The organism is Syntrophobacterales bacterium, assembly GCA_031274925.1.
Classification (GTDB): Bacteria; Desulfobacterota; Syntrophorhabdia; order Syntrophorhabdales; family Syntrophorhabdaceae; genus PNOM01.
Genome location: JAISPL010000008.1, coordinates 1 through 19,501, shown reverse-complemented (window position 1 = coordinate 19,501; position 19,501 = coordinate 1). Strand labels below are relative to the sequence as shown.

Here is a 19,501-nt window from a genome sequence, read left to right as displayed (position 1 = left end):
TAAGGCGGGCGATTGGGGAGCGAGAGGCAGCGAGACGGCAGGGCAGGCGTAAAGGCGGGCGATTGGATGAGGTAAGATGAACGAAGGATGGGATGGCTTCTGGCGGATAAGGAAATTGCGCAGTATCTCGGTATTTTGTCGTGGAACACGGGCAGGAAATGGAAACGCCTCTACGGGCTGCCAATATACGCTGATCCTGCCGGATCAGGCCAAAAGCGATTAAGCGTGAGCTTGACAGGTGGCTTCAGATGTATAATGGCAAGTGAAAGATCAATGGACGCGAAAGAATGAAGAGAGAGATATAGAGAGATATGCGGGATTCCATTGATACCATAGGAAATGAACATTCGGCACTCCATGGTCAAATTTTCCTCTGCGATATTCCTGTAATTCCTCTCGGGTATCGCTACTCATATTCTATTCCTATTATTAATTGGCACATCAGTGCATATTGTCGTATACTATATCTGATGGATACACTGGATTTGACCGGACTGACCTGTCCTGTTCCGGTCATAGAGACAAAAAAGTTTCTAGAGAAGCATGCTGTCGATAAAATAGAGATAGTCCTTGACAGCGATGTGGCGGCTGACAATGTAAAGCGCTTTCTCGTTTCCCATGGTTTTTCGGTCGTATCCGAGGAGAAAAGCGATGGTTCCCGGTATATCCTGAGAGGGACAAGACAGGTACCCGCCACGAATCTTTCACAAAGCGAAGTGGTTATTCAAAACAAGAAACAACTCCTGGTTTATATCAACACCGAAACCGTGGGCATTGGCAGCGATGAATTAGGCAGACTGCTTATGAATTCATTTCTTCACACCCTCAAAGAACTCGACGTGCCGCCTTGGAGAGTTGTTCTTCTAAACGGAGGGGTGAAACTGGTGGTTGATGGATCGGAATATGTCGGTACCCTCACGGATATCACAAACATGGGTACTGAAGTTCTCTCGTGCGGAACCTGCCTTGATTATTTTCACCTCACGGACAAAGTCAAGGTAGGCAGAATAGGTAATATGTACGAAATATCCTCATCTTTCCTCCGCGCAACGCACGTCATCAGGCCATAATGGAAAAACAAAGTATTGAAAACGACCGCAGGCAAGAATCAAGAGTCGGCCCATTCTTCGCACGACATGCTTTATCTAGATAACGCAGCCACATCACACCCGAAGCCGTCTCAAACCCTCCGTTTTTTCAATCACTTTATCAGGAGCGTAGGAGGTAATCCCGGCAGAGGGGGACATCCGGCCTCTGTGGAGGCCGCCAGGATCATCTTTGAGGCAAGGGAGAGACTGACCTCATTCGTCAATGGCATAGATTCTGAACGCATGATTTTCACTCGAAACGGTACGGAATCCCTGAATCTTGCCATACTCGGACTCATAAGAGAATCGGATCATGTGATTACCACATCAATGGAGCACAACTCAGTGATGAGGCCCATTACGTTCTTACAAAACGAAAAGAAGGTCACAGTGTCGGCAGCCCAATGCTCGGCAAGGGACGGCACGCTCGACCCCATGCGGATTAAGGCCCTTCTCAGGAACAATACAAGGGCCGTTATCATCAACCACGGTTCGAATGTTTCGGGTACCGTTCAAAATCTTAAAGAGATCAAAAGCGTGATCCGTGATGCACTTTTGATTGTAGATGCATGTCAGACCATAGGGTCCATACCCATCGACATAGAAAGAGATCAAATAGATGTCTTGTGCTTCTCATGTCACAAATCTCTTTACGCGTTGCAGGGTGTGGGAGCGATCTACATAAGGAAAGGCGTAGACCCCCGACCATTGCAATTTGGAGGCACGGGAAGCAATTCAGAGTCACTGGAGCATCCGGCGTTTCTGCCTGACAGATATGAGAGCGGCACCCCCAATACACCAGGCATTGCATCCCTCTTAGGAGGCCTCACTCTCATTGAAAAAATTGGAATGGAAAGGATAATGAAAAAGGAAAGAAGCCTTATTCACCTCCTGGTCACCGGTTTGCGAAATATAGACGGAATCGTCGTATATGGTCATTACGAAAAAGGTCCCGCAGTACCTGTGGTGTCCTTTAATGTTACCGGCAAACTGCCTTCCGAAGTAAGTTATGGACTGAGCAGGAGGGGGATTTGCGTACGAGCAGGACTCCATTGCGCCCCTCAGGCGCACAAGACCATCGGCACATTTCCTCATGGCTCAGTGAGAGTATCCCCCGGCTATTTCACGAATAGAAGAGATATTATCACCTTTTTGGAGGCGGTTGAAAACATTGTCCGACAATAGAGAACATTCCTATTACCTGATTTACAAAAGCATTCATGATGTATTGAAGGCCGAAAAGAAACTAAAAGAGCGTGGTTTCAACTTCGAGCTGATACCTATTCCGAGAAATCTCAGCTCTGATTGCGGGTCGTGCATCAGGCTTTACGATCAGATTGAAGATGTGACAAACTGCGCCGATGTGATCAATATGGAAAAATGCTTTTTCTTTGACGGGAAAGACTTCAAGCCCTTCATGAGGCAATGAGGGCTTTCTCATATGGATTATCCCTGCCCTACCCTCTCGCGTTTCCACAAAGAAACGGGGCATGGACCCCGTGAAAATAGAAATAGATTCCCTGCCATGTTCAGGGAGTATTTGCCGAAAGATTCTTAGGGGTTTTCTTGCAGATTACACTTCAAAGGCAAAAAACGGTCAGCGCCCTTATTGAGGAACTTGCACTGCCATCCCGTGCCAAGGTTATCATCACGGGGACAAAGCAGGGGTACATGACCTACTTGGTCGGAAATGGTTATGCGATGAGCATTCTTCCTTCGATGGCAGGGAAAAATCGGTAGCCTCCCGGTACGCCGGCATCACGCAGCATATATCAGTAAAGGTTGAAACCGCAACCACAGTACTCGTCTTCTTCCAGACTGATTTCGGTACATGAAGAATATGGTATATTCCCATAACCAAAGAATACCATTACCACATTTCTCGGTTTATCTATGAAATAGAGATTTCCGTCCATATCCATCGTCACAGGCAAGTCCTTGCCCTCCGGGTAAATAGACTTCAAACATTTTTTACAAAGAATCCTTTGGTTCCCGGCACCTTCCCCTCTGATACCCGCCTCTCTGACGCCTTTTCCGCATCTACCGCAATTTTCTACCGCACCCTTTTTCATTGTTCATCCCTCTTCATTCTTAAACTTTTATAGAACCTTCCGGGCACATCTCCTGGCAGCAATAGCACCGTATACATGTACGGTAGTCAAATTCGACCGATCCTCCAGACAACGAAAGAGACGTGGCAGGACAGACATCTACACACACCCCGCACCCTTTACACAAATCTTTGCGCAGTTTAGGCTTCTTTACGAAAAGATTCTTGAGGATATTTTTGACAAACTCAGGTAGAGCCCAATCCGTATCTGTCGTTTTAGCCATGACAAAGTTCTTGACCTCTGGAACTCCAAAATCATTCTTCTCATAAGACCCTATCAAACCGTGTCTCCTGGCTACCCTGCTGATGGGAAGCACCGATTTCGCTCCCACCATACTTTCAATGACATGGTCCAGTATGTACGCATCCCGGCACATGGCAACCAGACCGAACTGACGAACCCTTCCATTTGAAGGGCCTTCCCCGTCCATGCCCGTAATACCGTCCAGAAATGTGAGCGCCGGCTTCACAATATTGTGCACATCAATGAGGACCGCCGCGAAAAGCAGCCGGTCCTTTCCTGCCCGCAGATGCCACCTTGCCTTCTCCTTCGACGGAATAAACCCGAAGGTGTTCTTCACGCCCAGCGTGAGTCCCATCATAGTATGGCTTTTAAACTTGGGCAAATTAATAATCGCGTCGTAGCCATCTGGGTCCTCTCCTAATATGAAACTCCTGTAAGGGGATATTCCTTCATTTTCCTTAATTATTCTACTATCAAAGGTGGCAATACTTAACCCAAGTTGTTTTATAATACTCATAACACCTGAAAGTTTAAGTGATTTTTCAGTGGATTCATATCCTGGACTATCTCCCACATGCACTTCACACCCCTTGTCAAGCAACAGCTCACTCATGGCCCGAATAATCGCCGGATGAGTCGTAACCGCCTTTTCAGGGGGCTTGCCGCTCAGAAGATTAGGTTTCAAGAGAACTTTCGCACCCTTTACCTCGAAATTGATCTCTTGAAAACCTCTTACGATGAAATCCTTAATGGCGCCAACGTCATAATCTTTCACCGTACCTATACAGAGCCTTTCCACCGCTCACTCTTTATTGAACCGCGCTTCAAAGAAGCGTATACAGATTCTGCCTTCCGCTCCTTCCCAGCAGATTTTGTTATTCTGGTCACTCAGATTATACGAGACCCTGTAACGCTCCCTTACCGCGTAAAGGCTGTCCGCACTGTTCTCCAGCTTGGTTCTCAAGGTAACATCATCAAGGAAATTACGAAGGGTGATGTCAAATTTCTCTTCGAAAGCATTTTCATCAGAAAATTTTTCATCTCCTGCAACCAAAAGGAACCTATCTCCGTCTTTTTTCAGGTAAACGATGGTATTTCCCACGGGACCGTATATTTCGAACTGCAGCTTATCCGGATAATCAAGACTCAAGGACATTGAACCCGAATAGTTCATGCCCTTCCACGCCATGTCAAGTTCACACAACGCTTGCATGTAGTCGATTTTTTCCGGCCAGTTGATCTCTGCAGCCCTGCGGGGGAATAACGCGCAACTCGGAAGAAGGAGCAACGCGCATATCAAGACAAACCCTTTTTTCACTTGATTTTCTCTTGAACACCTTTTATTTTCTGTTCAAGAAGCCTTTTCTTCTCTTCCTTTTTTTCAAGCTTATCCGACTTCTCGAAGGAGTCAAGCGCCTTCTCGTAATCTCCCATTTTCAGATATACATCCCCGAGGTGTTCGGTGATTGTAGGATCGTCAGGCAACGCCTGATGAGCCTTAAGTATCTCCACTAAGGCCATTTTGTAATTGCCTTTCTTGTAATAAACCCATCCGATACTATCAAGGATATAGCCGTCCTCTGGCTTCTTTTTTAAAGCCTTTTTGACCAGTTCCTCTGCCTTGTCGAGATTGGTCCCCTTCTCCGCCCACATATACCCGATAAAGTTCAGGGCATGGGCATATTCAGGATCCACCTTCAGAACTTGGTCCATACAACTGAGGGCTTTATCCGTATTACCCGCTTTTTCATATAACATCCCTATCTGGTAAGTGATATCCACATTGGCTGGAAACAGGACTTTAGCCTCTTCCAGAGTATCAATCCCTCTCGTGAACTCTCCTTTTTCCTCATACAACATTGACAAAAGGGCATAGAGGTCAAAATTATCCTTCTTCTGAAGAAGCAACTCTCTTACCTTGACAATACCCTCATCAATGGCGCCGGTCTTTATGTAGAGAAAAGCCAGATTCTTTACTGCATTAATAAACTCTTCGGATTGAGACCCGATCTTCAGAAACTGGGCTATTGCCTCCTTTGCATCCCCCTTTTCCTTCCAAGCCATGGCAAGGTAATAACGAACCGAGCTGTTATCAGGTTCAGGGGCAAGGAGAAAATTGAACTCCCTTATTGCTTCATCGTATCTCCCCTCTTCCAAGTGGAGAAGACCGATTTTAACTCTGATAGAGAGGTCTCCCCTGTCTATGTCCGACATCTTTTCAAATTCATTGATGGCCTTGTCGTATTGACCCTTTCTTACGTACAGGTTCGCTATCCGCGAACGCGCTTTTTTGTTTTCCGGGTCCGCAAGCAGCATCTTTTCGTATAGAGCGTTTGCCCTGTCAAAGTTCCCCTCCATTTCGAAAACAGCGCCCAGTCCAAGGATGGCAGGTTCGTAATTGGGTTTCAACTCGGTTACTCTGTTTAAGCACTTTCTTGCCCCATCATAATCATTCATTTCGGCCTTCAGTACACCTGCATGGTAGAGAGTCAGCACATTGTCACTGTCATACGAGAGGATCCTTTCATAGTTCTTCAGGGCCTCTGTGTAGCTCTTTTCTGCAATGTATATGGTGCTGAGATAGAGGTAGGCCTCTGTGTCCTCGTCGTCCATTTGGATACATTTCTCATACAGTGGTTTCGCCTTGGCCAACTCGTTGGTGGTGGAATACAGACTCGCAAGAAGCATAAGGGCATTCCTGCTATTCCCGTTTATCCCGATAGCCTCTTTAAGTAACCCCTCTGCTCTCTGAAACTCTCCCTTTTTAATATAGAGTAAGGCAATCTCGGTCCTGATATCGGCAGACCGGGAATCTGCCTGAAGAACCTTTTTGTACAGATCTAAGGCCTCGTCGTGACGGCCTCGTGTTTCTGCCCTATACCCCTTAAGGAAAGAGAGCACGGATCCGGCATGCCCCGCGCGGACATCACTGTAACATACCGACAGTGCCGCTATCACAAAAGAGACTGTGAACCATTTTTTTATAGAAGTCCGCATTATCTCTTACAATATTAGCATATACCTGTTCGAAAAGTCTATCGCGGGAGGGACTTAGTTGATGAGTTTACCGATCCTATCCCATCTTACGCGATGGGACCAGTCCGGCGAATCGCTGTCCCAAGAGAAATAAAGAATGAGCGCCTTACCGACAAATAGGTCCTTTTTTACAAAACCCCAGAATCTGCTGTCAAGGCTCTTATCCCGATTGTCGCCCATTACGAAATATGAGTTCTTAGGCACTACTACCGGCGGTATGTTATCCTTCGACGACAGAAATCCGGGGATGATCGTCTTTTCGCTGAAGCAAGCCCATGGATCTTCAATCTTCTTTCCGTTCACATAGATTGTCTTGTCTCTTATCTCCACTCTTTCGCCTTCGGTGGCAATAACCCTTTTAATGAAGTCCTTGCCTGTATCCACCGGATAACGGAAGACCACTACTTCTCCCCTCTTAGGTTTACCAATATCCCATATGACCATGTCCGTAAAGGGGACCTTCACCACATATTTCAGGCGATTCACCAGAAGGTGATCACCGATAAGGAGGGTCGGTTCCATGGAACTCGACGGTATCTTAAAGGCCTGTATAAAAAAACTTCTTACAAAAAAAGCAATTACAAGCGCTATAATAAGCGACTCAATATATTCCCTGGTCTTACTCTTAGGTTTTGCCATTCCTATCTACTCCTTTAATTTCGCCATGGCGATATGAAAGGTCACATTCTCTCGGGAGACGACACACCCAAGATATCCAAGCCGTCCTTGATGGTTTTTTTAAGCATTTTAAGGAGTAACAACCGGGCGAGAGTCAGATCCGGGTCAACACCCAACACTCTCGCCTTATTATAATAACTGTGAAATTTAGCCACGAGATTAAGCAGATAAAAAGTCACTCGATGAGGTTCAAAGCTGGTTGCACCGCCTTCCAAGACAGAATAATACTGGAGAATCATTTTGATCAGACTGATTTCCTCTTTCATTTGGAGGAGACTGACATCAGCATCTTTGACCAACTCGAGGGCAATGCCTCCCTCCGCCGCCACTCTGAAAATACTTTCGATACGGGCATGGGCATACTGAACGTAATAGACCGGATTTTCATTCGATGTCTTCTTTGCAAGATCCAAGTCAAACTCCAAGTGGGCATCACACTTCCGCATTAAGAAAAAAAATCTCGCTGCGTCTTTCCCCACTTCATCCAGGACTTCCCTGAGAGTGGTAAATTCTCCAGATCTAGTCGACATCCCTACAGGTTTTCCGTTCTTGAGCAGGGTCACAAACTGGATCAGAAGGAATTTCAAGGCTTCTTTGTTTAATCCGAGCGCCTGAAGGGAAGCCCTCATCCTCGGGATGTACCCATGATGATCGGATCCCCAGATATCAACGAGCATATCGAATTGCCGTTGAAGTTTGTCTTGGTGGTACGCTATATCGGAGGCAAAGTAGGTCTTTTCTCCATCAGATTTAATGAGAACCCTATCCTCATCTTTCTCAAAGGAACTTGTTCTGAACCACAGGGCATCATCCTTTTCATATGCATAGTCTTTCTTTTTGAGCAGATCCAGCGTTGACTCCACCATCCCGCGCCGATAAAGAGATGTTTCTCTGAAATAATTGTCAAATTTTACTCCGAACGCTTCAAGATCCGATTCTATAACCATCAGCACTTCTTCGCTCGCGAAAGAAGCCATGAACCTGACCGCCTCATCTCTGTCTTCGGGTACATCTAAACCCTTTTTGACGATGAGGGCGGCAATATCTTTCACATACTCGCCTTGATAGAGATTTTCCGCAAATTCCACGGACTCTCCTTTTAATTCTTTCCATCTGAGGTAGGTCGACTCTCCCAGCGTCCGTATCTGCTTGCCTGCGTCATTTACATAGTATTCTTTGACTACCTCATAACCCGTCCTTTTTAGCATATTGGAGAGAACATCGCCTACCGCCGCCCCACGACCGTGTCCGATATGCAAAGGACCTGTGGGATTTGAGCTTACAAATTCTATCAGGACTTTTTTACCACCACCGACATTCGGATAAAGAGAAGCAATACCTGCTTCATATGTGTTTCTCAGGGCCCGTCTCCATGCGTCATCTCTTACATAGAAGTTGATGAATCCTTTCCCTGCCACCTCAACTTTGTCGCATACATCATCAAAGACCATACCCCCTATCAGCATCCTGGCTATTTCCAGAGGACTCTTCCTGACTTTCGGTGCCAGAAAGAAAGCGATGTTCGACGAGTAATCTCCGAATTGTTCCTCCCTAGGTATATCTATTACGGGGTTTATAGCAAGGCCATGAGGGACTGTGCCTTCTTCCATGCAACGTGCAATTGATCCCTCAATGATGACTGCTATTTTTTGTCTCAGCATCAGACTTCTCCATAATCTTTATCGACATATCTTTCGTGAAATCGGGACATCTGAATTCTACATCCTGTCTTTTCAGGAATTTCTTCTGGCAGTCTTTCCGCCAGGCACATACAATGCACAGCGAAGGGTCAGCGCTCATTAGACCCCATCAGCACCTCAGCGTAGAGGTTGGGCTTCCTTTCTTTCAATATAGGCCACTCTCTTCTCATTTCCCTGAGGTAATCCAAGTCCGCATCCGCGAGAATAATACTGTCGCCTCTGCCAGTCGGTCCACCCACGAGCTCTCCTTCTGGGTTCACGCAAAAACTCATCCCATAGAAATCCTGAACATCTTCGCTGCCCACTCTGTTGACTCTCATGATATAAAGGCCATTCGTTATGGCATTTCCTGAAATAACTGTCTCCCAGATGCGTTGGGATTTAAATGCGCATGCCGTGGGTGAAAACACGATATCCGCACCCTTAAGCGCAAGTATTCTGGCCCCCTCTGGATAGAGATTGTCCCACGAGATTTGAACTGCAATGTTACCCCTGGACGTCTCAAACACGGGAAATCCTTTGTCACCTGTGGAAAAATAGAATTGCTCTTCCCACAACGGGATGTCCGGTATATGAATCTTCCTATAGACTCCCGCTATCTCGCCCTTGTCAATAACGGCGCAACTGTTGTAATAGCGGTCACCATCCTTCTCAAAGAAAGGTACGAGCATAACCGTTTCAGAGGAGTTTGCTTTTTCTCTTATCCGGCTGATCGAATAACCCTCCAGTTCTTCTGCCAGCTCAAAGGCTTCTTTGTCTTTGCCCTTCGGAAACCAAGGGAGGTTGAAAAGTTCCTGAAAACAGATAACGGCCGCTTGTGCATCTATGGCCATATCAATAATTTTCAGTGCTTTTTCCGTATTTTTTTCCTTATCCTTCGTGCATGAAAACTGTATTCCGGCTATCTTCATTGGTCACTTCTTGTTTGTCGCATGAATGATAAACCACGGATCCAGTCTGTATTTCTTGAAAACTTCCTCAATATATAAATTGCATTGGTTCGACAGCAGATCAATCGGCACCGCCGCCTTCCACCCGAGTCTCAGAAACATGGGAGAAAAGAGTCTTTCGAGCTTCGTAAGAACCGAGCTCTTGCTCTGGAAATGGTTGATCACAATAATTGCCGTTTTTCTTTTTTACGCGCCTGATCTCCGACATCATCAGGACCAGGTCGGGAACTACACTCACCACAAAGGGCACTACAGCGTAATCAAAACTATCATCAGCGAAGGTAATATTTTCTGCGTCCATTTCAAAGAGAGATATGTGGTCAAAACCACGCTTTTCCTTCTTATCCTTCGCCTTTATAAGCATTTTCCTGGTTATGTCGATCCCCGCGACAACGCACGAATCCGGGTACAGGGGAAACGACAGACCTGTCCCCACGCCCACTTCAATAATCGTATCTCCCTTTTTTATGCCTATCTTTTCCAGCCCGAGTCTGATTCTCGGCAGGAATGATTGGGAGAAGATCACGTCATAAACAGCAGCATATCTGCTGTAAATTTTTCGAATCTCCTCCTTATCCATGGCACAAACCCTAACAGATGGCAAAGAGTGGTGTCAAGGAAAAAGACATGACTTTCTCACATGAAATGCCCAATCCATCCTTAAATTATACGACAGAACAGGTCAATTAAGGATAGAAGCCTTATCGCACCTTTTCGTTCACGGTATTGCATAAAGAGTATCTTTCGAGCACACGTCGGGACGTCTCTAATAGCTCTCGGCAAACAACTCCTGGTAGACTTGAGGATGAGCACAGGCCGGGCATTTTCCCGGTGCTTCCGTTCCCTAGCTGATATAACCGCAATTTCTGCACCGCCATTTCACGGGTTTTCCCTTTTTTGAAAACCGTTTTGTTCTCAAGATTACCGAGAAGAGCATGGTGCCTTGTTTCATAGCCCTCCTCTCCTCCTCTTCAAATTGCGCGCCAGGCTTTGCTGTTTCCGGAAACCATTCTTCGTCTGCAACTTGGGTAAATTCAAAATAGAGACACAAAGCTCACCAGCATGTTGTTCCATTTATGTACCCTTCAATTTCCTTTCAGAGCCATCCGTTAGTGTTCCAAGAGAGGCTTTCTAGGCAACCCGCCCTGCTTACGACTTCCAGAGCCCGTGAAGGTTACAATATTCCCGGGCTTCCACTTTCTCTGCCCTGATCGGAAAAAACACTTCAGAGGTTCCGCCCGGGGAAAGGAACTGACGATATTCTTTACCGTCTGCAACAATTGCAACCCATTCGATATAGTGCTTCTCTTCCATAGGATGAGCAACTGTTCCTACTTTGACCTTAATCCCGTCGCTGTTCATCTCAATCACCGGCACATGTTTTTCAAGCGATGCATCGACTGTATTCTCTTTCAACAATATCATGGGCTGGTTACAGCAGACAAACTGTCCAGGTCCCCCGTGAAGGACTTCAACGATATTTCCGCACACTTCGCACTTGTACACCTGTAGTCTTTCAGCCATATGATCTCCTCCTTCGTGTGATTGGTTTTTGATCAATATCTATTCTCATAATCAAGGCTTTCCTCCGAAATTTTACCCCTAAACACCCTGTACGCCCATATCTGATAAAGCAGGACCACGGGGACAAAAATCAAGGCTACGGCAAGCATTATCTTCAAAGTCAGCGGACTGGATGAGGCATTATATATAGTGAGGCTATAGGAACGGTCCAAGCTCGATGGCAGGAGGCTTGGATAGAGTCCCACCACTCCAAATAATGTAGTCCCCATTATGGTAACAGCTGAACCCCACCAAGCTTTCCACCAGATGCCTTTATACATGTAAATTTTCGCCCCAAACAGGGCGCAAAGCGTGACCAGGAGAATCACGAAAAGAGCGGGACTCTTTACATAATTGCCGAACAGGCTTGTCTCTTTGAAAGACAACGCCAAGAAACCAATCGCAAAAAATAATACCACGTACCACATTTTTTGCGCAACTCCTTCCGCCCGGAGTCCCACATTGCCATGAACCTTGATGCTGAGCCAGAGGGCCCCATGCATGAGAAACAGAGCTACGAATAGAAATCCGCCAGCGAGGCCATAAGGATGGAGTATCGTCACCATGCCCCCGTGGAAGAGTCCTTCGTTATCAATGGGGATTCCCTTGAATATATTCGCAAAGGCAACTCCGAATAACAGGGCGGGGATAAAACTTCCGAAGACCAGGCAGACATCCCAAAATCTCCTCGACAGATCTGACTCCACCTTTCCTCTCAGCTCAAGCGATACCCCTCTCATGATCAACCCGAAGAGTATGAGCATAAGGGGCGAATAAAAGGCGCTGAACAGGACTGCGTACGCGGCGGGAAATGCGGCGAACGTAACGCCTCCGGCCGTTATGAGCCAAACTTCGTTTCCATCCCAAAAAGGCCCTATGGAACGGTAGACAGCACGGAGTTCCTTCTCATCGCGTGCGACAAATGAACTCAGCATGCCTACTCCAATGTCAAACCCGTCGAGCATGAAATAGAGAGCCCACAGCACGCCCCAGAGAACAAACCACGTGGTCTCAAGCATTGCCCGCTCCTCCTTTCTCTGTATTCAGCGAAGATTCGGGGCCTCTCCGCGCATATTTAGCTATAAGATAAAATGCCGTAATTCCAAGGAACGTATAGATTATTGTGAACGCAACGAGCGAGACGGAGACTTGGATGGTCGAGATCGGTGAGGCCGCATCAGCAGTTTTCATGAGACCGTACACGATCCATGGCTGTCTCCCAACTTCGGTTACCGTCCATCCAAGCGCACACGCGATGTACGGGAGAGGCATCGCGTATATTATCGTCTTCAGGAACAATGGGCTGGATTCAAGAGTGTGTCTCCTGAACCACCCGATAATCGTGAGAAGAAAAAAGAAGCCCCCGAGAGTCACCATGAGGCGGAACGCAATAAAAGTGGCGATAACCGGCGGTCTTTCGCTTTTTGGTATGTCCTTAAGCCCTTTTACCACTGTATTCGGCCTGTGATATGCCATAATGCTCAGTGCGCCTGGAACAGGACCGATCTCCACCTTGTTCCTTTCGTTGTCCGGGTCGGGTATAAGGAAAAGATATATGGGCGCATGGCTTTCGGTGGACCAATGAGACTCCATGGAGGCAAGTTTCGCGGGCTGTTTGCTTGCTAGGTTTACCCCGTGAAGGTGGCCTTCCACAATCTCGAAAATAGAAAAAATGAGAGCGAACACAAGGGCCAATCTGAAGGACTTGAGAAAAAACGAAAGGTCTCTTCTGCGGAGAATATGATACGCACTGATACCCATTACAAAAAATCCCGTAAGTATATAGGCCGACCCCAAAGTATGCATGATCGTAAGGGCAGCATACTTCTGGGTGATCACGGTGACCAGATTGTCCAATACCGGTTTTCCGTTCTTCATGACAAACCCGACGGGACTCTGCATCCATGAATTGGCAATGAGTATCCAGACGGCCGAGGTATTTGCCGCTATTGCGACAAGCCATATGCTTACCGCGTGCATACGGCGGCTCAGTTTCTCCCAACCGAAGGCCCACACCGCAACGAAGGTCGACTCAAGAAAGAAGGCCACAGTAGCCTCGATAGCCAGGAGAGGACCGAAAACATCCCCTACGTACCTTGAATAGCGCGACCAATTCGTTCCAAACTGAAATTCAAGGGTAATTCCCGTGACGATTCCTATTACAAAATTGATGAGGAAAAGCTTTCCCCAGAATTTGGCCATCGCTTTGTATTCGTGGTTCCCCGTTCTGACATACATGGTCTCCATGACAGCCAAGAGCAAAGACAACCCCAAAGTGAGGGGAACAAAGAGGAAATGAAAATAGGTGGCAACCGCAAATTGAAGCCGTGAGAGTAATAAGACGTCCATTGAATTCTTACCGTTATAATGCGTTGATCATGGATACACCGCCCCGACCCCCGCTTAAGCAGACAGCCGATCTACAGCCCCGAGCGCTGCCATACCGATACACTGATAATAATGGTCCATTCATATGTCCCCTCATTATTTTCGTTTCCCGCATTCGGGATAGATGCAATAAAAATCAATAAAGTTATTTATCATAGCAAAATTGTGTCTCCGGGACTCGGGCACAGCCAATGTAAAATCAGCTTGAACATCAGACAATCTCCTCATACCACACAAATCAAGGCGATAATATTCCCTGGTATTGGAGCCAAACTTCTTCATATCGACATCAACCGAAAGTTCTGCTATGTTCCTCGTATGCTTCAGTATCATGGATGGGATGGCATTATGCATGGCCTAAAAGAGGCATGGCGGTATTTTTTTTAGAAACAGCAGTGTAGATATCCACAGTCAGCAGATGTTCCATGTTGGTTTCCAGACACTTGGTGATCGTGAGTCTCTGGAGCGTCAGTTTTACTTGTACATCTCTGTAAAATACCATGCTCCACCATTTAGTGATGTTTAGTGAGGCAGTTATATTTTTATAATAATCATTCTTACAAATGTCAAGGCATTGGTGACCGGCACTTGCGGTTGTTTTCCATTTATATGTGTCCATTTTTGTGATAATTTATTAAATTATGCTTGAGTTTGGGGCTACAGAAAATCAGCGCAATATTGGTCGTGGTCCTGCCCGTATAGGCCCATCAAAAATGCCTGACCTCGCCCAGGTTGCTCGGGAAAGCGCTTAGGCAAGCTCACACAACACAGGGGCTCTGAATAGCCAAAAAAATCTTCTTAAGGAGGAAGTCGTTAAAGAGGATCATGAAGCCAGGATGTCTGCAGGGCCTGCGGAGAGAAGGTACGTTGCCGTCACTGTCACATTCGTCTTCACCTATTATTTCAAAGGAAAGGTACTTGATATCCTCATGCGACCATTCGTAATGTTAATGTATGACAAGAGTGCCTTCATTTTCACGGGGATTACCGAGGCATTTATCGCCTATTTCAAAATATTGATCGTAATGACCCTCTTTCTCGGTGCTCCGGTCATTTTCTATAAATTCTGGATGTTTGCGGCCCACGGTATCCATGAAAAGGAGGTACGTCATATTGGGCATTTTCATTCTCAGCGCTATGATTATCCCTCTGGCCTGACCAGCCAGATCATTATGGTCGTGCCGCTGTGGGATAGCTTTATGAATTCAGCATTTTTACAACCTTGGTTTTGGGGAAAAAAGGAGATTATATAATGAAGGGGCTTAATATTGTAATACTCGCTGCAGGGAAGGGCGAGCGGATGGTATCGTCAAAATCAAAAGTCATGCACAGGATCATGGGGAAGCCGATGATCGGCCACGTCGTAGATCGCGCCGAAACACTTTACCCGGAAGCAGTATCAGTAGTGGTCGGTTACCAGAAGGAGCAAGTTGAAGGCTACCTGAAAGGTCGTAATGTACGTTTCTGTATTCAAACCGAACAAAAAGGAACCGCCCATGCCCTGCTCACCACCGAAAGTTTTCTCAGGGACGGTCCCATTCTCGTGTTGTATGGGGACGTACCCCTTATGGAGGATTCCACACTTAAAAATTTTCTGGATACTTACAAAAAGACCGGGGAGATCACTTTTATGATCACCGATGTTGAAAATCCAAAAGGGTACGGCCGGGTGATCACTAAGAACGGGCTGATCAGCAAGATCGTAGAAGAGAATGACACCACGGAAGAGCAAAAGAAGATCACAGCGATAAACACGGGAATTTGTATCATGCCCCGCAACGCCTTCGATTATCTAAAAGCCATCACCCCTGGGAACAAGAAAGGTGAGTATTATCTTACCGATATATGCGATGTTGCGCAAAAAGATGGCAGACAGGTTCGCTCCTACCATCACCGGAAAGCCTCCGAGGTTCTCGGTATAAATACGCGTCGAGAACTGCTGAACGCCAGTATAATCATGAAGGACCGGATACTGGATAGGCTCATGAACCAAGGCGTCACATTGCTTGACCGCAATATCTATGTCGAAACACAGGTAACCATTGGTAAGGATACCATCATATATCCTAATTGCTATCTCACGGGAAATACGTCTATCGGTGAAGATGTAACTGTCGGCCCGAACTGCGTTATACATAATTCTACCCTCAAAAACAGCGTGGTGGTAGAGAGTTTCGTAAACATTGACGGGGCCGAGATAGAGGAAGGCGCCGTGTTAGGCCCGTTCTCCCGTGTAAGACCCGCCAGCGTTATCGGGAAAAGAGCTAAAATCGGTAACTTCGTAGAGATCAAAAACTCTACGGTCAAGGAAGGAGCAAAAGCAAGCCACCTTTCATATATCGGTGATTCCGAGATAGGCCGCAACGTTAACATCGGCGCGGGCACAATTACTTGTAACTATGACGGCAAGAAAAAAAATAAGACTGTGATTGAGGATAACGCTTTCATAGGCAGCAACACGGCCCTCGTCGCCCCCATTACGGTTGGCAGAAATACGGTCATTGGGGCAGGCTCCACTATTACAAAGAACGTTCCGGAAGACGCTCTGGCTGTTGCACGGGCGCCTCAGAAACACATCAAGGGATACGGGAGAAGGAGATAGCAATGTGTGGGATAGTAGGATACAAAGGAAAAGACGAAGCGTGCGATGTACTCATTGATGCCCTCAAACGACTCGAATACCGAGGGTATGACTCCGCCGGAATTGCTATATGGCAGGATGGCAGGATAGAGATAGGGCGCAGAAAAGGCAAAGTTGATGAATTAAGGAAGGAAGTGTGCGGCGTTGATGCGTTCAAGGGTTCCCTCGGACTGGCTCATACGCGATGGGCCACCCACGGCACACCATCCGAGAGGAATGCTCATCCCCACATGGCCGGCGACGTGGTGGTAGTCCATAACGGCATTGTAGAAAACTATATCGAGTTAAAAGAAAGACTGAAAAACAGCGGCCATAAATTCCTTTCAGATACTGACACGGAAGTCATACCCCATCTAATAACGAATTATCTGGACAGAGGAATAGAGTTCGTCGAGGCTGTACGGTCCGCCATCAAGGAGCTGAAAGGCTCGTATGCCCTTGGCATAATAAGGGAAAAAGAGAAGATTCTCATTGCTACAAAAAAACAGAGCCCCCTCGTTGTCGGGGTCGGGGTCGGCGAATACTTTATCGCAAGCGATGTACCTGCCATTCTCAACCGAACCAACAGGTTTATATTCCTTGAGGACAATGATCTTGCGGTTTTCAGAGATGGAGAGGTGGTTATAACGGACATGAAAGGGCAGGAGGTAGAGCGGCAGGTTCACGAGGTCCACTGGAGCGGCGCCATGGCGGAGAAAGGCGGCTATAAGCATTTCATGCTTAAAGAGATTTTCGAACAGCCCCGGGCTATATCGGACACCCTTATCGGACGGATCAAAGAGGAGCGGGGAGAGGTAGACTTTGAAGAACTGAGGCTCCCCGATCTATCCAAGATCAAAAAAATATGGATGGTTGCCTGCGGTACTTCTTATCATGCATGTATGATCGGAAAACAGATGTTCGAGACAAATCTCAGAATACCGGTGGAGACTGATATAGCATCCGAATTCAGGTACCGGGATCCAATCCTCTCCAATGATCACCTGCTGATCCTCGTATCCCAGTCGGGGGAAACAGCAGACACCATTGCCGCCATGAAAGAGGGGAAAAGGAACGGGGCCTACACCCTTTGCATCTGCAATGTCCTTGGAAGTACCCTGGCAAGGGAGTGTGACGGGGTAATCTTCACCCACGCTGGCCCCGAGATCGGCGTCGCATCAACAAAAGCGTTTACCACCCAGATTTCGGTATTCTACCTTCTCATGCTTCATATAGGGAGGAAACTTGGCACAATGACCGCTACTGAGGTAACGGATTTTATCGGAGAGATAAAAAGACTGCCTCAAAAAATTCAGTCTATCCTTGAACAGAGTTCCAAGATAGAAGAACTTGCCAGGAAATATATGGGATATAAGGATTTTCTATACCTCGGACGGGGTATAAACTACCCCACAGTGCTCGAAGGGGCACTAAAGCTCAAAGAAATATCATATATTCACGCTGAGGCATACGCGGCGGGTGAAATGAAACATGGCCCCATCGCCCTTATAGACGAGAATCTTCCGATTGTGATCGTCTCGCCGCGAGACCACACATACAAAAAAACGTGCAGCAATGTGGAAGAGGTCATCACCCGAAGAGGGAAAGCCTTGCTCTTCACTGACGACGACATGCACGAGATGGCGCCGAAAGCAGAGGGATCATTCGTGGTACCTGAAACGATCTACGAGCTGGAGCCAATCCTGGCCATTGTGCCCCTGCAACTACTCGCCTACCACATAGCCAATTTCAGGGGCACGGATGTCGACCAACCAAGGAATCTGGCAAAGAGCGTCACGGTGGAGTAAACCGGCAGCGGCCTGTGTCGGCGAATATCAGACAAAATCGTCGGGATCTTCCGCATTTTTTCGCGGTGCCACATGGCAGAAAGGTTGAAGGCCTGACCTGTACCGATACTTATCTGAAAGAAAATTATCACCGCGCAAACCAGCGTGACACTCCTTTCATGGCGGTCGGTTTGACACGAGAGGAGTTTCTCCATATACTTCCCGCTAAATTTGGTGGATAATACCGATAATACCCATGACACGCCGCAAAACTGCATACCTGTGGCTCAATATTGCAAGTGCCCTCACCTTGCTGACGGGCATTCTGAGCGCCGTCCTGATCTATCAGGCGGCGGATAACAACTCCGGAAATACTTCAATGTATGAGCAAGGTGAGGACTTCACCTCTCCTCAAGACTCAAAAAAATACTTACGGGAACTTGAGGTCTATGGCGGAAAAACAAATGTGCTCGCAACTGAAATCAGAGTCTGGTTTGCCGGGTTATGGCAAGGAAAATCACTTGCATACATGGTAGCCTGCATTGGCGTCCTTGTCTCGTTTGCCCTGTTTTATGCGGCCAATCGGCGGTTACCTCCATGAATCTTATATGTCGGCACCCGTGACACCGGCGGATGCTCCGGGCATTGCACAAACAATAGACCGTAATGTATCGCTTTGTGACGTTTGTCTCTGAAAAGCGCAGAACCATTTCATATAATTCCTCGAGAAACAAGCGCCAAACACAAAGAGGTATTGGAGATCTGTCGGAGTCTGCCTTAAGCCAATACGCCGGCAGACAATGGAAAAGACTCTCCCGAGCAATCATAAGGTAAAAACAAAAGAGGTATTGACATGTAATGAACATATGTTTAGAATAATTTTGGATTAAATTAATGAAAAGCATATCGCAAATTATAGGAGAAAGAAATGCCCATCTATGAATACCAATGCGAGCAATGCGGCACGGTAACCGAAGTGCTGTTTCTGGGAAAGGAACAAGACGCCGCGTGCAGTGCCTGTGGGGGCACCAGACTCACCAAACTCATGTCGGCTCCCAATATATCCGTTAAGGAAAGCGCTGCTTCTTTCGGGGCACCACAGGAAGGATGCTGCGGGTCGCCTGATATGTGCGGAGCCGGTTCTTCATGCGCAAACCGGGGGCAGTGCTTCACAGGATAAACGCACGACGGGCAGGCGCCTCAGCCATCGCCCTTCAATGGTTGCTTAAGGACTAGCGGGCCACGTTTTACACATTTTGATCGTTTCAGATAATTTGTTGATATGTCTGATTTCATTGGTGGGCCGTCCAGGATTCGAACCTGGGACCAATTGATTA

Annotated in this window: 20 protein-coding genes; 8 read left to right on the top strand and 12 right to left on the bottom strand. The window is 47.0% G+C overall.

Translation table 11 applies throughout. The features are described from left to right. Positions 1–470: 470 nt before the first annotated feature. The 3 genes from yedF to LBQ00_01960 are packed head-to-tail and all read left to right on the top strand — an operon-like array spanning position 471 to position 2,517. On the top strand, positions 471–1,070 hold the full coding sequence (gene yedF, locus LBQ00_01970; protein MDR2017640.1) for a sulfurtransferase-like selenium metabolism protein YedF: 600 nt from the start codon (positions 471–473) through the stop codon (positions 1,068–1,070). A 15-nt stretch (positions 1,071–1,085) separates the two neighbouring features. Continuing rightward, entirely contained in the window at positions 1,086–2,273 is a 1,188-nt protein-coding gene (locus LBQ00_01965; protein MDR2017639.1) for an aminotransferase class V-fold PLP-dependent enzyme, read from the top strand. Then, a complete protein-coding gene (locus tag LBQ00_01960; protein MDR2017638.1) occupies positions 2,260–2,517 on the top strand; it encodes a DUF3343 domain-containing protein in 258 nt (85 codons plus the stop codon). The genes LBQ00_01965 and LBQ00_01960 overlap by 14 nt, the downstream gene beginning before the upstream one ends. A gap of 343 nt (positions 2,518–2,860) precedes the next feature. On the opposite strand, the gene LBQ00_01955 is transcribed toward LBQ00_01960, so the two are convergent. From LBQ00_01955 to LBQ00_01900, 12 genes are all read right to left on the bottom strand, one after another. Continuing rightward, complete coding sequence (locus tag LBQ00_01955) at positions 2,861–3,160, bottom strand: hypothetical protein (GenBank protein MDR2017637.1); 300 nt, start codon at positions 3,158–3,160, stop codon at positions 2,861–2,863. A 19-nt stretch (positions 3,161–3,179) separates the two neighbouring features. Beyond that, positions 3,180–4,241, bottom strand: coding sequence for a DUF362 domain-containing protein (locus LBQ00_01950; GenBank protein MDR2017636.1), 1,062 nt, complete (start codon positions 4,239–4,241; stop codon positions 3,180–3,182). 3 nt (positions 4,242–4,244) lie between these two features. Then, positions 4,245–4,760, bottom strand: coding sequence for a hypothetical protein (locus tag LBQ00_01945; protein ID MDR2017635.1), 516 nt, complete (start codon positions 4,758–4,760; stop codon positions 4,245–4,247). Beyond that, the gene (locus LBQ00_01940; GenBank protein ID MDR2017634.1) at positions 4,757–6,439 is read right to left on the bottom strand and encodes a tetratricopeptide repeat protein; all 1,683 of its coding nucleotides are present in this window, start codon (positions 6,437–6,439) and stop codon (positions 4,757–4,759) included. The genes LBQ00_01945 and LBQ00_01940 overlap by 4 nt, the downstream gene beginning before the upstream one ends. A gap of 54 nt (positions 6,440–6,493) precedes the next feature. Beyond that, entirely contained in the window at positions 6,494–7,117 is a 624-nt protein-coding gene (lepB, locus tag LBQ00_01935) for a signal peptidase I (GenBank protein MDR2017633.1), read from the bottom strand. 41 nt (positions 7,118–7,158) lie between these two features. Next, positions 7,159–8,817, bottom strand: a complete 1,659-nt coding sequence (argS, locus tag LBQ00_01930; protein MDR2017632.1) for an arginine--tRNA ligase — start codon at positions 8,815–8,817, stop codon at positions 7,159–7,161. A gap of 128 nt (positions 8,818–8,945) precedes the next feature. After that, on the bottom strand, positions 8,946–9,767 hold the full coding sequence (locus LBQ00_01925; GenBank protein MDR2017631.1) for a hypothetical protein: 822 nt from the start codon (positions 9,765–9,767) through the stop codon (positions 8,946–8,948). Between the two features lie 100 nt (positions 9,768–9,867). Then, the gene (locus LBQ00_01920; GenBank protein MDR2017630.1) at positions 9,868–10,386 is read right to left on the bottom strand and encodes a methyltransferase domain-containing protein; all 519 of its coding nucleotides are present in this window, start codon (positions 10,384–10,386) and stop codon (positions 9,868–9,870) included. Between the two features lie 569 nt (positions 10,387–10,955). Next, positions 10,956–11,330, bottom strand: a complete 375-nt coding sequence (locus LBQ00_01915) for a desulfoferrodoxin (protein ID MDR2017629.1) — start codon at positions 11,328–11,330, stop codon at positions 10,956–10,958. 32 nt (positions 11,331–11,362) lie between these two features. Then, positions 11,363–12,388, bottom strand: a complete 1,026-nt coding sequence (cydB, locus tag LBQ00_01910; protein ID MDR2017628.1) for a cytochrome d ubiquinol oxidase subunit II — start codon at positions 12,386–12,388, stop codon at positions 11,363–11,365. Next, on the bottom strand, positions 12,381–13,718 hold the full coding sequence (locus tag LBQ00_01905; protein MDR2017627.1) for a cytochrome ubiquinol oxidase subunit I: 1,338 nt from the start codon (positions 13,716–13,718) through the stop codon (positions 12,381–12,383). The genes cydB and LBQ00_01905 overlap by 8 nt, the downstream gene beginning before the upstream one ends. 385 nt (positions 13,719–14,103) lie before the next feature. Then, on the bottom strand, positions 14,104–14,259 hold the full coding sequence (locus tag LBQ00_01900; protein MDR2017626.1) for a hypothetical protein: 156 nt from the start codon (positions 14,257–14,259) through the stop codon (positions 14,104–14,106). A 334-nt stretch (positions 14,260–14,593) separates the two neighbouring features. On the opposite strand from LBQ00_01900, the gene LBQ00_01895 reads away from it, so the two are divergent. The 5 genes from LBQ00_01895 to LBQ00_01875 all read left to right on the top strand — a co-directional run bounded on the left by LBQ00_01895 (position 14,594) and on the right by LBQ00_01875 (position 19,344). After that, on the top strand, positions 14,594–15,010 hold the full coding sequence (locus LBQ00_01895) for a twin-arginine translocase subunit TatC (GenBank protein ID MDR2017625.1): 417 nt from the start codon (positions 14,594–14,596) through the stop codon (positions 15,008–15,010). Next, a complete protein-coding gene (glmU, locus tag LBQ00_01890) occupies positions 15,010–16,359 on the top strand; it encodes a bifunctional UDP-N-acetylglucosamine diphosphorylase/glucosamine-1-phosphate N-acetyltransferase GlmU (protein ID MDR2017624.1) in 1,350 nt (449 codons plus the stop codon). The genes LBQ00_01895 and glmU overlap by 1 nt, the downstream gene beginning before the upstream one ends. A 2-nt stretch (positions 16,360–16,361) precedes the next feature. After that, complete coding sequence (gene glmS / locus LBQ00_01885) at positions 16,362–18,185, top strand: glutamine--fructose-6-phosphate transaminase (isomerizing) (GenBank protein MDR2017623.1); 1,824 nt, start codon at positions 16,362–16,364, stop codon at positions 18,183–18,185. 235 nt (positions 18,186–18,420) lie between these two features. Continuing rightward, positions 18,421–18,765: a hypothetical protein gene (locus LBQ00_01880; protein ID MDR2017622.1), complete on the top strand. Its 345-nt coding sequence runs from the start codon at positions 18,421–18,423 to the stop codon at positions 18,763–18,765. Positions 18,766–19,092: 327 nt separating this feature from the next. Beyond that, positions 19,093–19,344 (top strand): zinc ribbon domain-containing protein, encoded by a 252-nt coding sequence (locus tag LBQ00_01875; protein ID MDR2017621.1) that lies wholly within the window; start codon positions 19,093–19,095, stop codon positions 19,342–19,344. Positions 19,345–19,501 lie beyond the last annotated feature (157 nt).

Coding starts and splice junctions, on each gene's coding strand:
- yedF (MDR2017640.1), top strand. CDS start 471: ATGGATACACTGGATTTGACCGGACTGACCTGTCCTGTTCCGGTCATA.
- LBQ00_01955 (MDR2017637.1), bottom strand. CDS start 3,160: ATGAAAAAGGGTGCGGTAGAAAATTGCGGTAGATGCGGAAAAGGCGTC.
- LBQ00_01940 (MDR2017634.1), bottom strand. CDS start 6,439: ATGCGGACTTCTATAAAAAAATGGTTCACAGTCTCTTTTGTGATAGCG.
- lepB (MDR2017633.1), bottom strand. CDS start 7,117: ATGGCAAAACCTAAGAGTAAGACCAGGGAATATATTGAGTCGCTTATT.
- argS (MDR2017632.1), bottom strand. CDS start 8,817: ATGCTGAGACAAAAAATAGCAGTCATCATTGAGGGATCAATTGCACGT.
- LBQ00_01925 (MDR2017631.1), bottom strand. CDS start 9,767: ATGAAGATAGCCGGAATACAGTTTTCATGCACGAAGGATAAGGAAAAA.
- LBQ00_01920 (MDR2017630.1), bottom strand. CDS start 10,386: ATGGATAAGGAGGAGATTCGAAAAATTTACAGCAGATATGCTGCTGTT.
- LBQ00_01915 (MDR2017629.1), bottom strand. CDS start 11,330: ATGGCTGAAAGACTACAGGTGTACAAGTGCGAAGTGTGCGGAAATATC.
- cydB (MDR2017628.1), bottom strand. CDS start 12,388: ATGCTTGAGACCACGTGGTTTGTTCTCTGGGGCGTGCTGTGGGCTCTC.
- LBQ00_01905 (MDR2017627.1), bottom strand. CDS start 13,718: ATGGACGTCTTATTACTCTCACGGCTTCAATTTGCGGTTGCCACCTAT.
- LBQ00_01900 (MDR2017626.1), bottom strand. CDS start 14,259: ATGGTATTTTACAGAGATGTACAAGTAAAACTGACGCTCCAGAGACTC.
- LBQ00_01895 (MDR2017625.1), top strand. CDS start 14,594: ATGTCTGCAGGGCCTGCGGAGAGAAGGTACGTTGCCGTCACTGTCACA.
- glmU (MDR2017624.1), top strand. CDS start 15,010: ATGAAGGGGCTTAATATTGTAATACTCGCTGCAGGGAAGGGCGAGCGG.
- glmS (MDR2017623.1), top strand. CDS start 16,362: ATGTGTGGGATAGTAGGATACAAAGGAAAAGACGAAGCGTGCGATGTA.
- LBQ00_01880 (MDR2017622.1), top strand. CDS start 18,421: ATGACACGCCGCAAAACTGCATACCTGTGGCTCAATATTGCAAGTGCC.
- LBQ00_01875 (MDR2017621.1), top strand. CDS start 19,093: ATGCCCATCTATGAATACCAATGCGAGCAATGCGGCACGGTAACCGAA.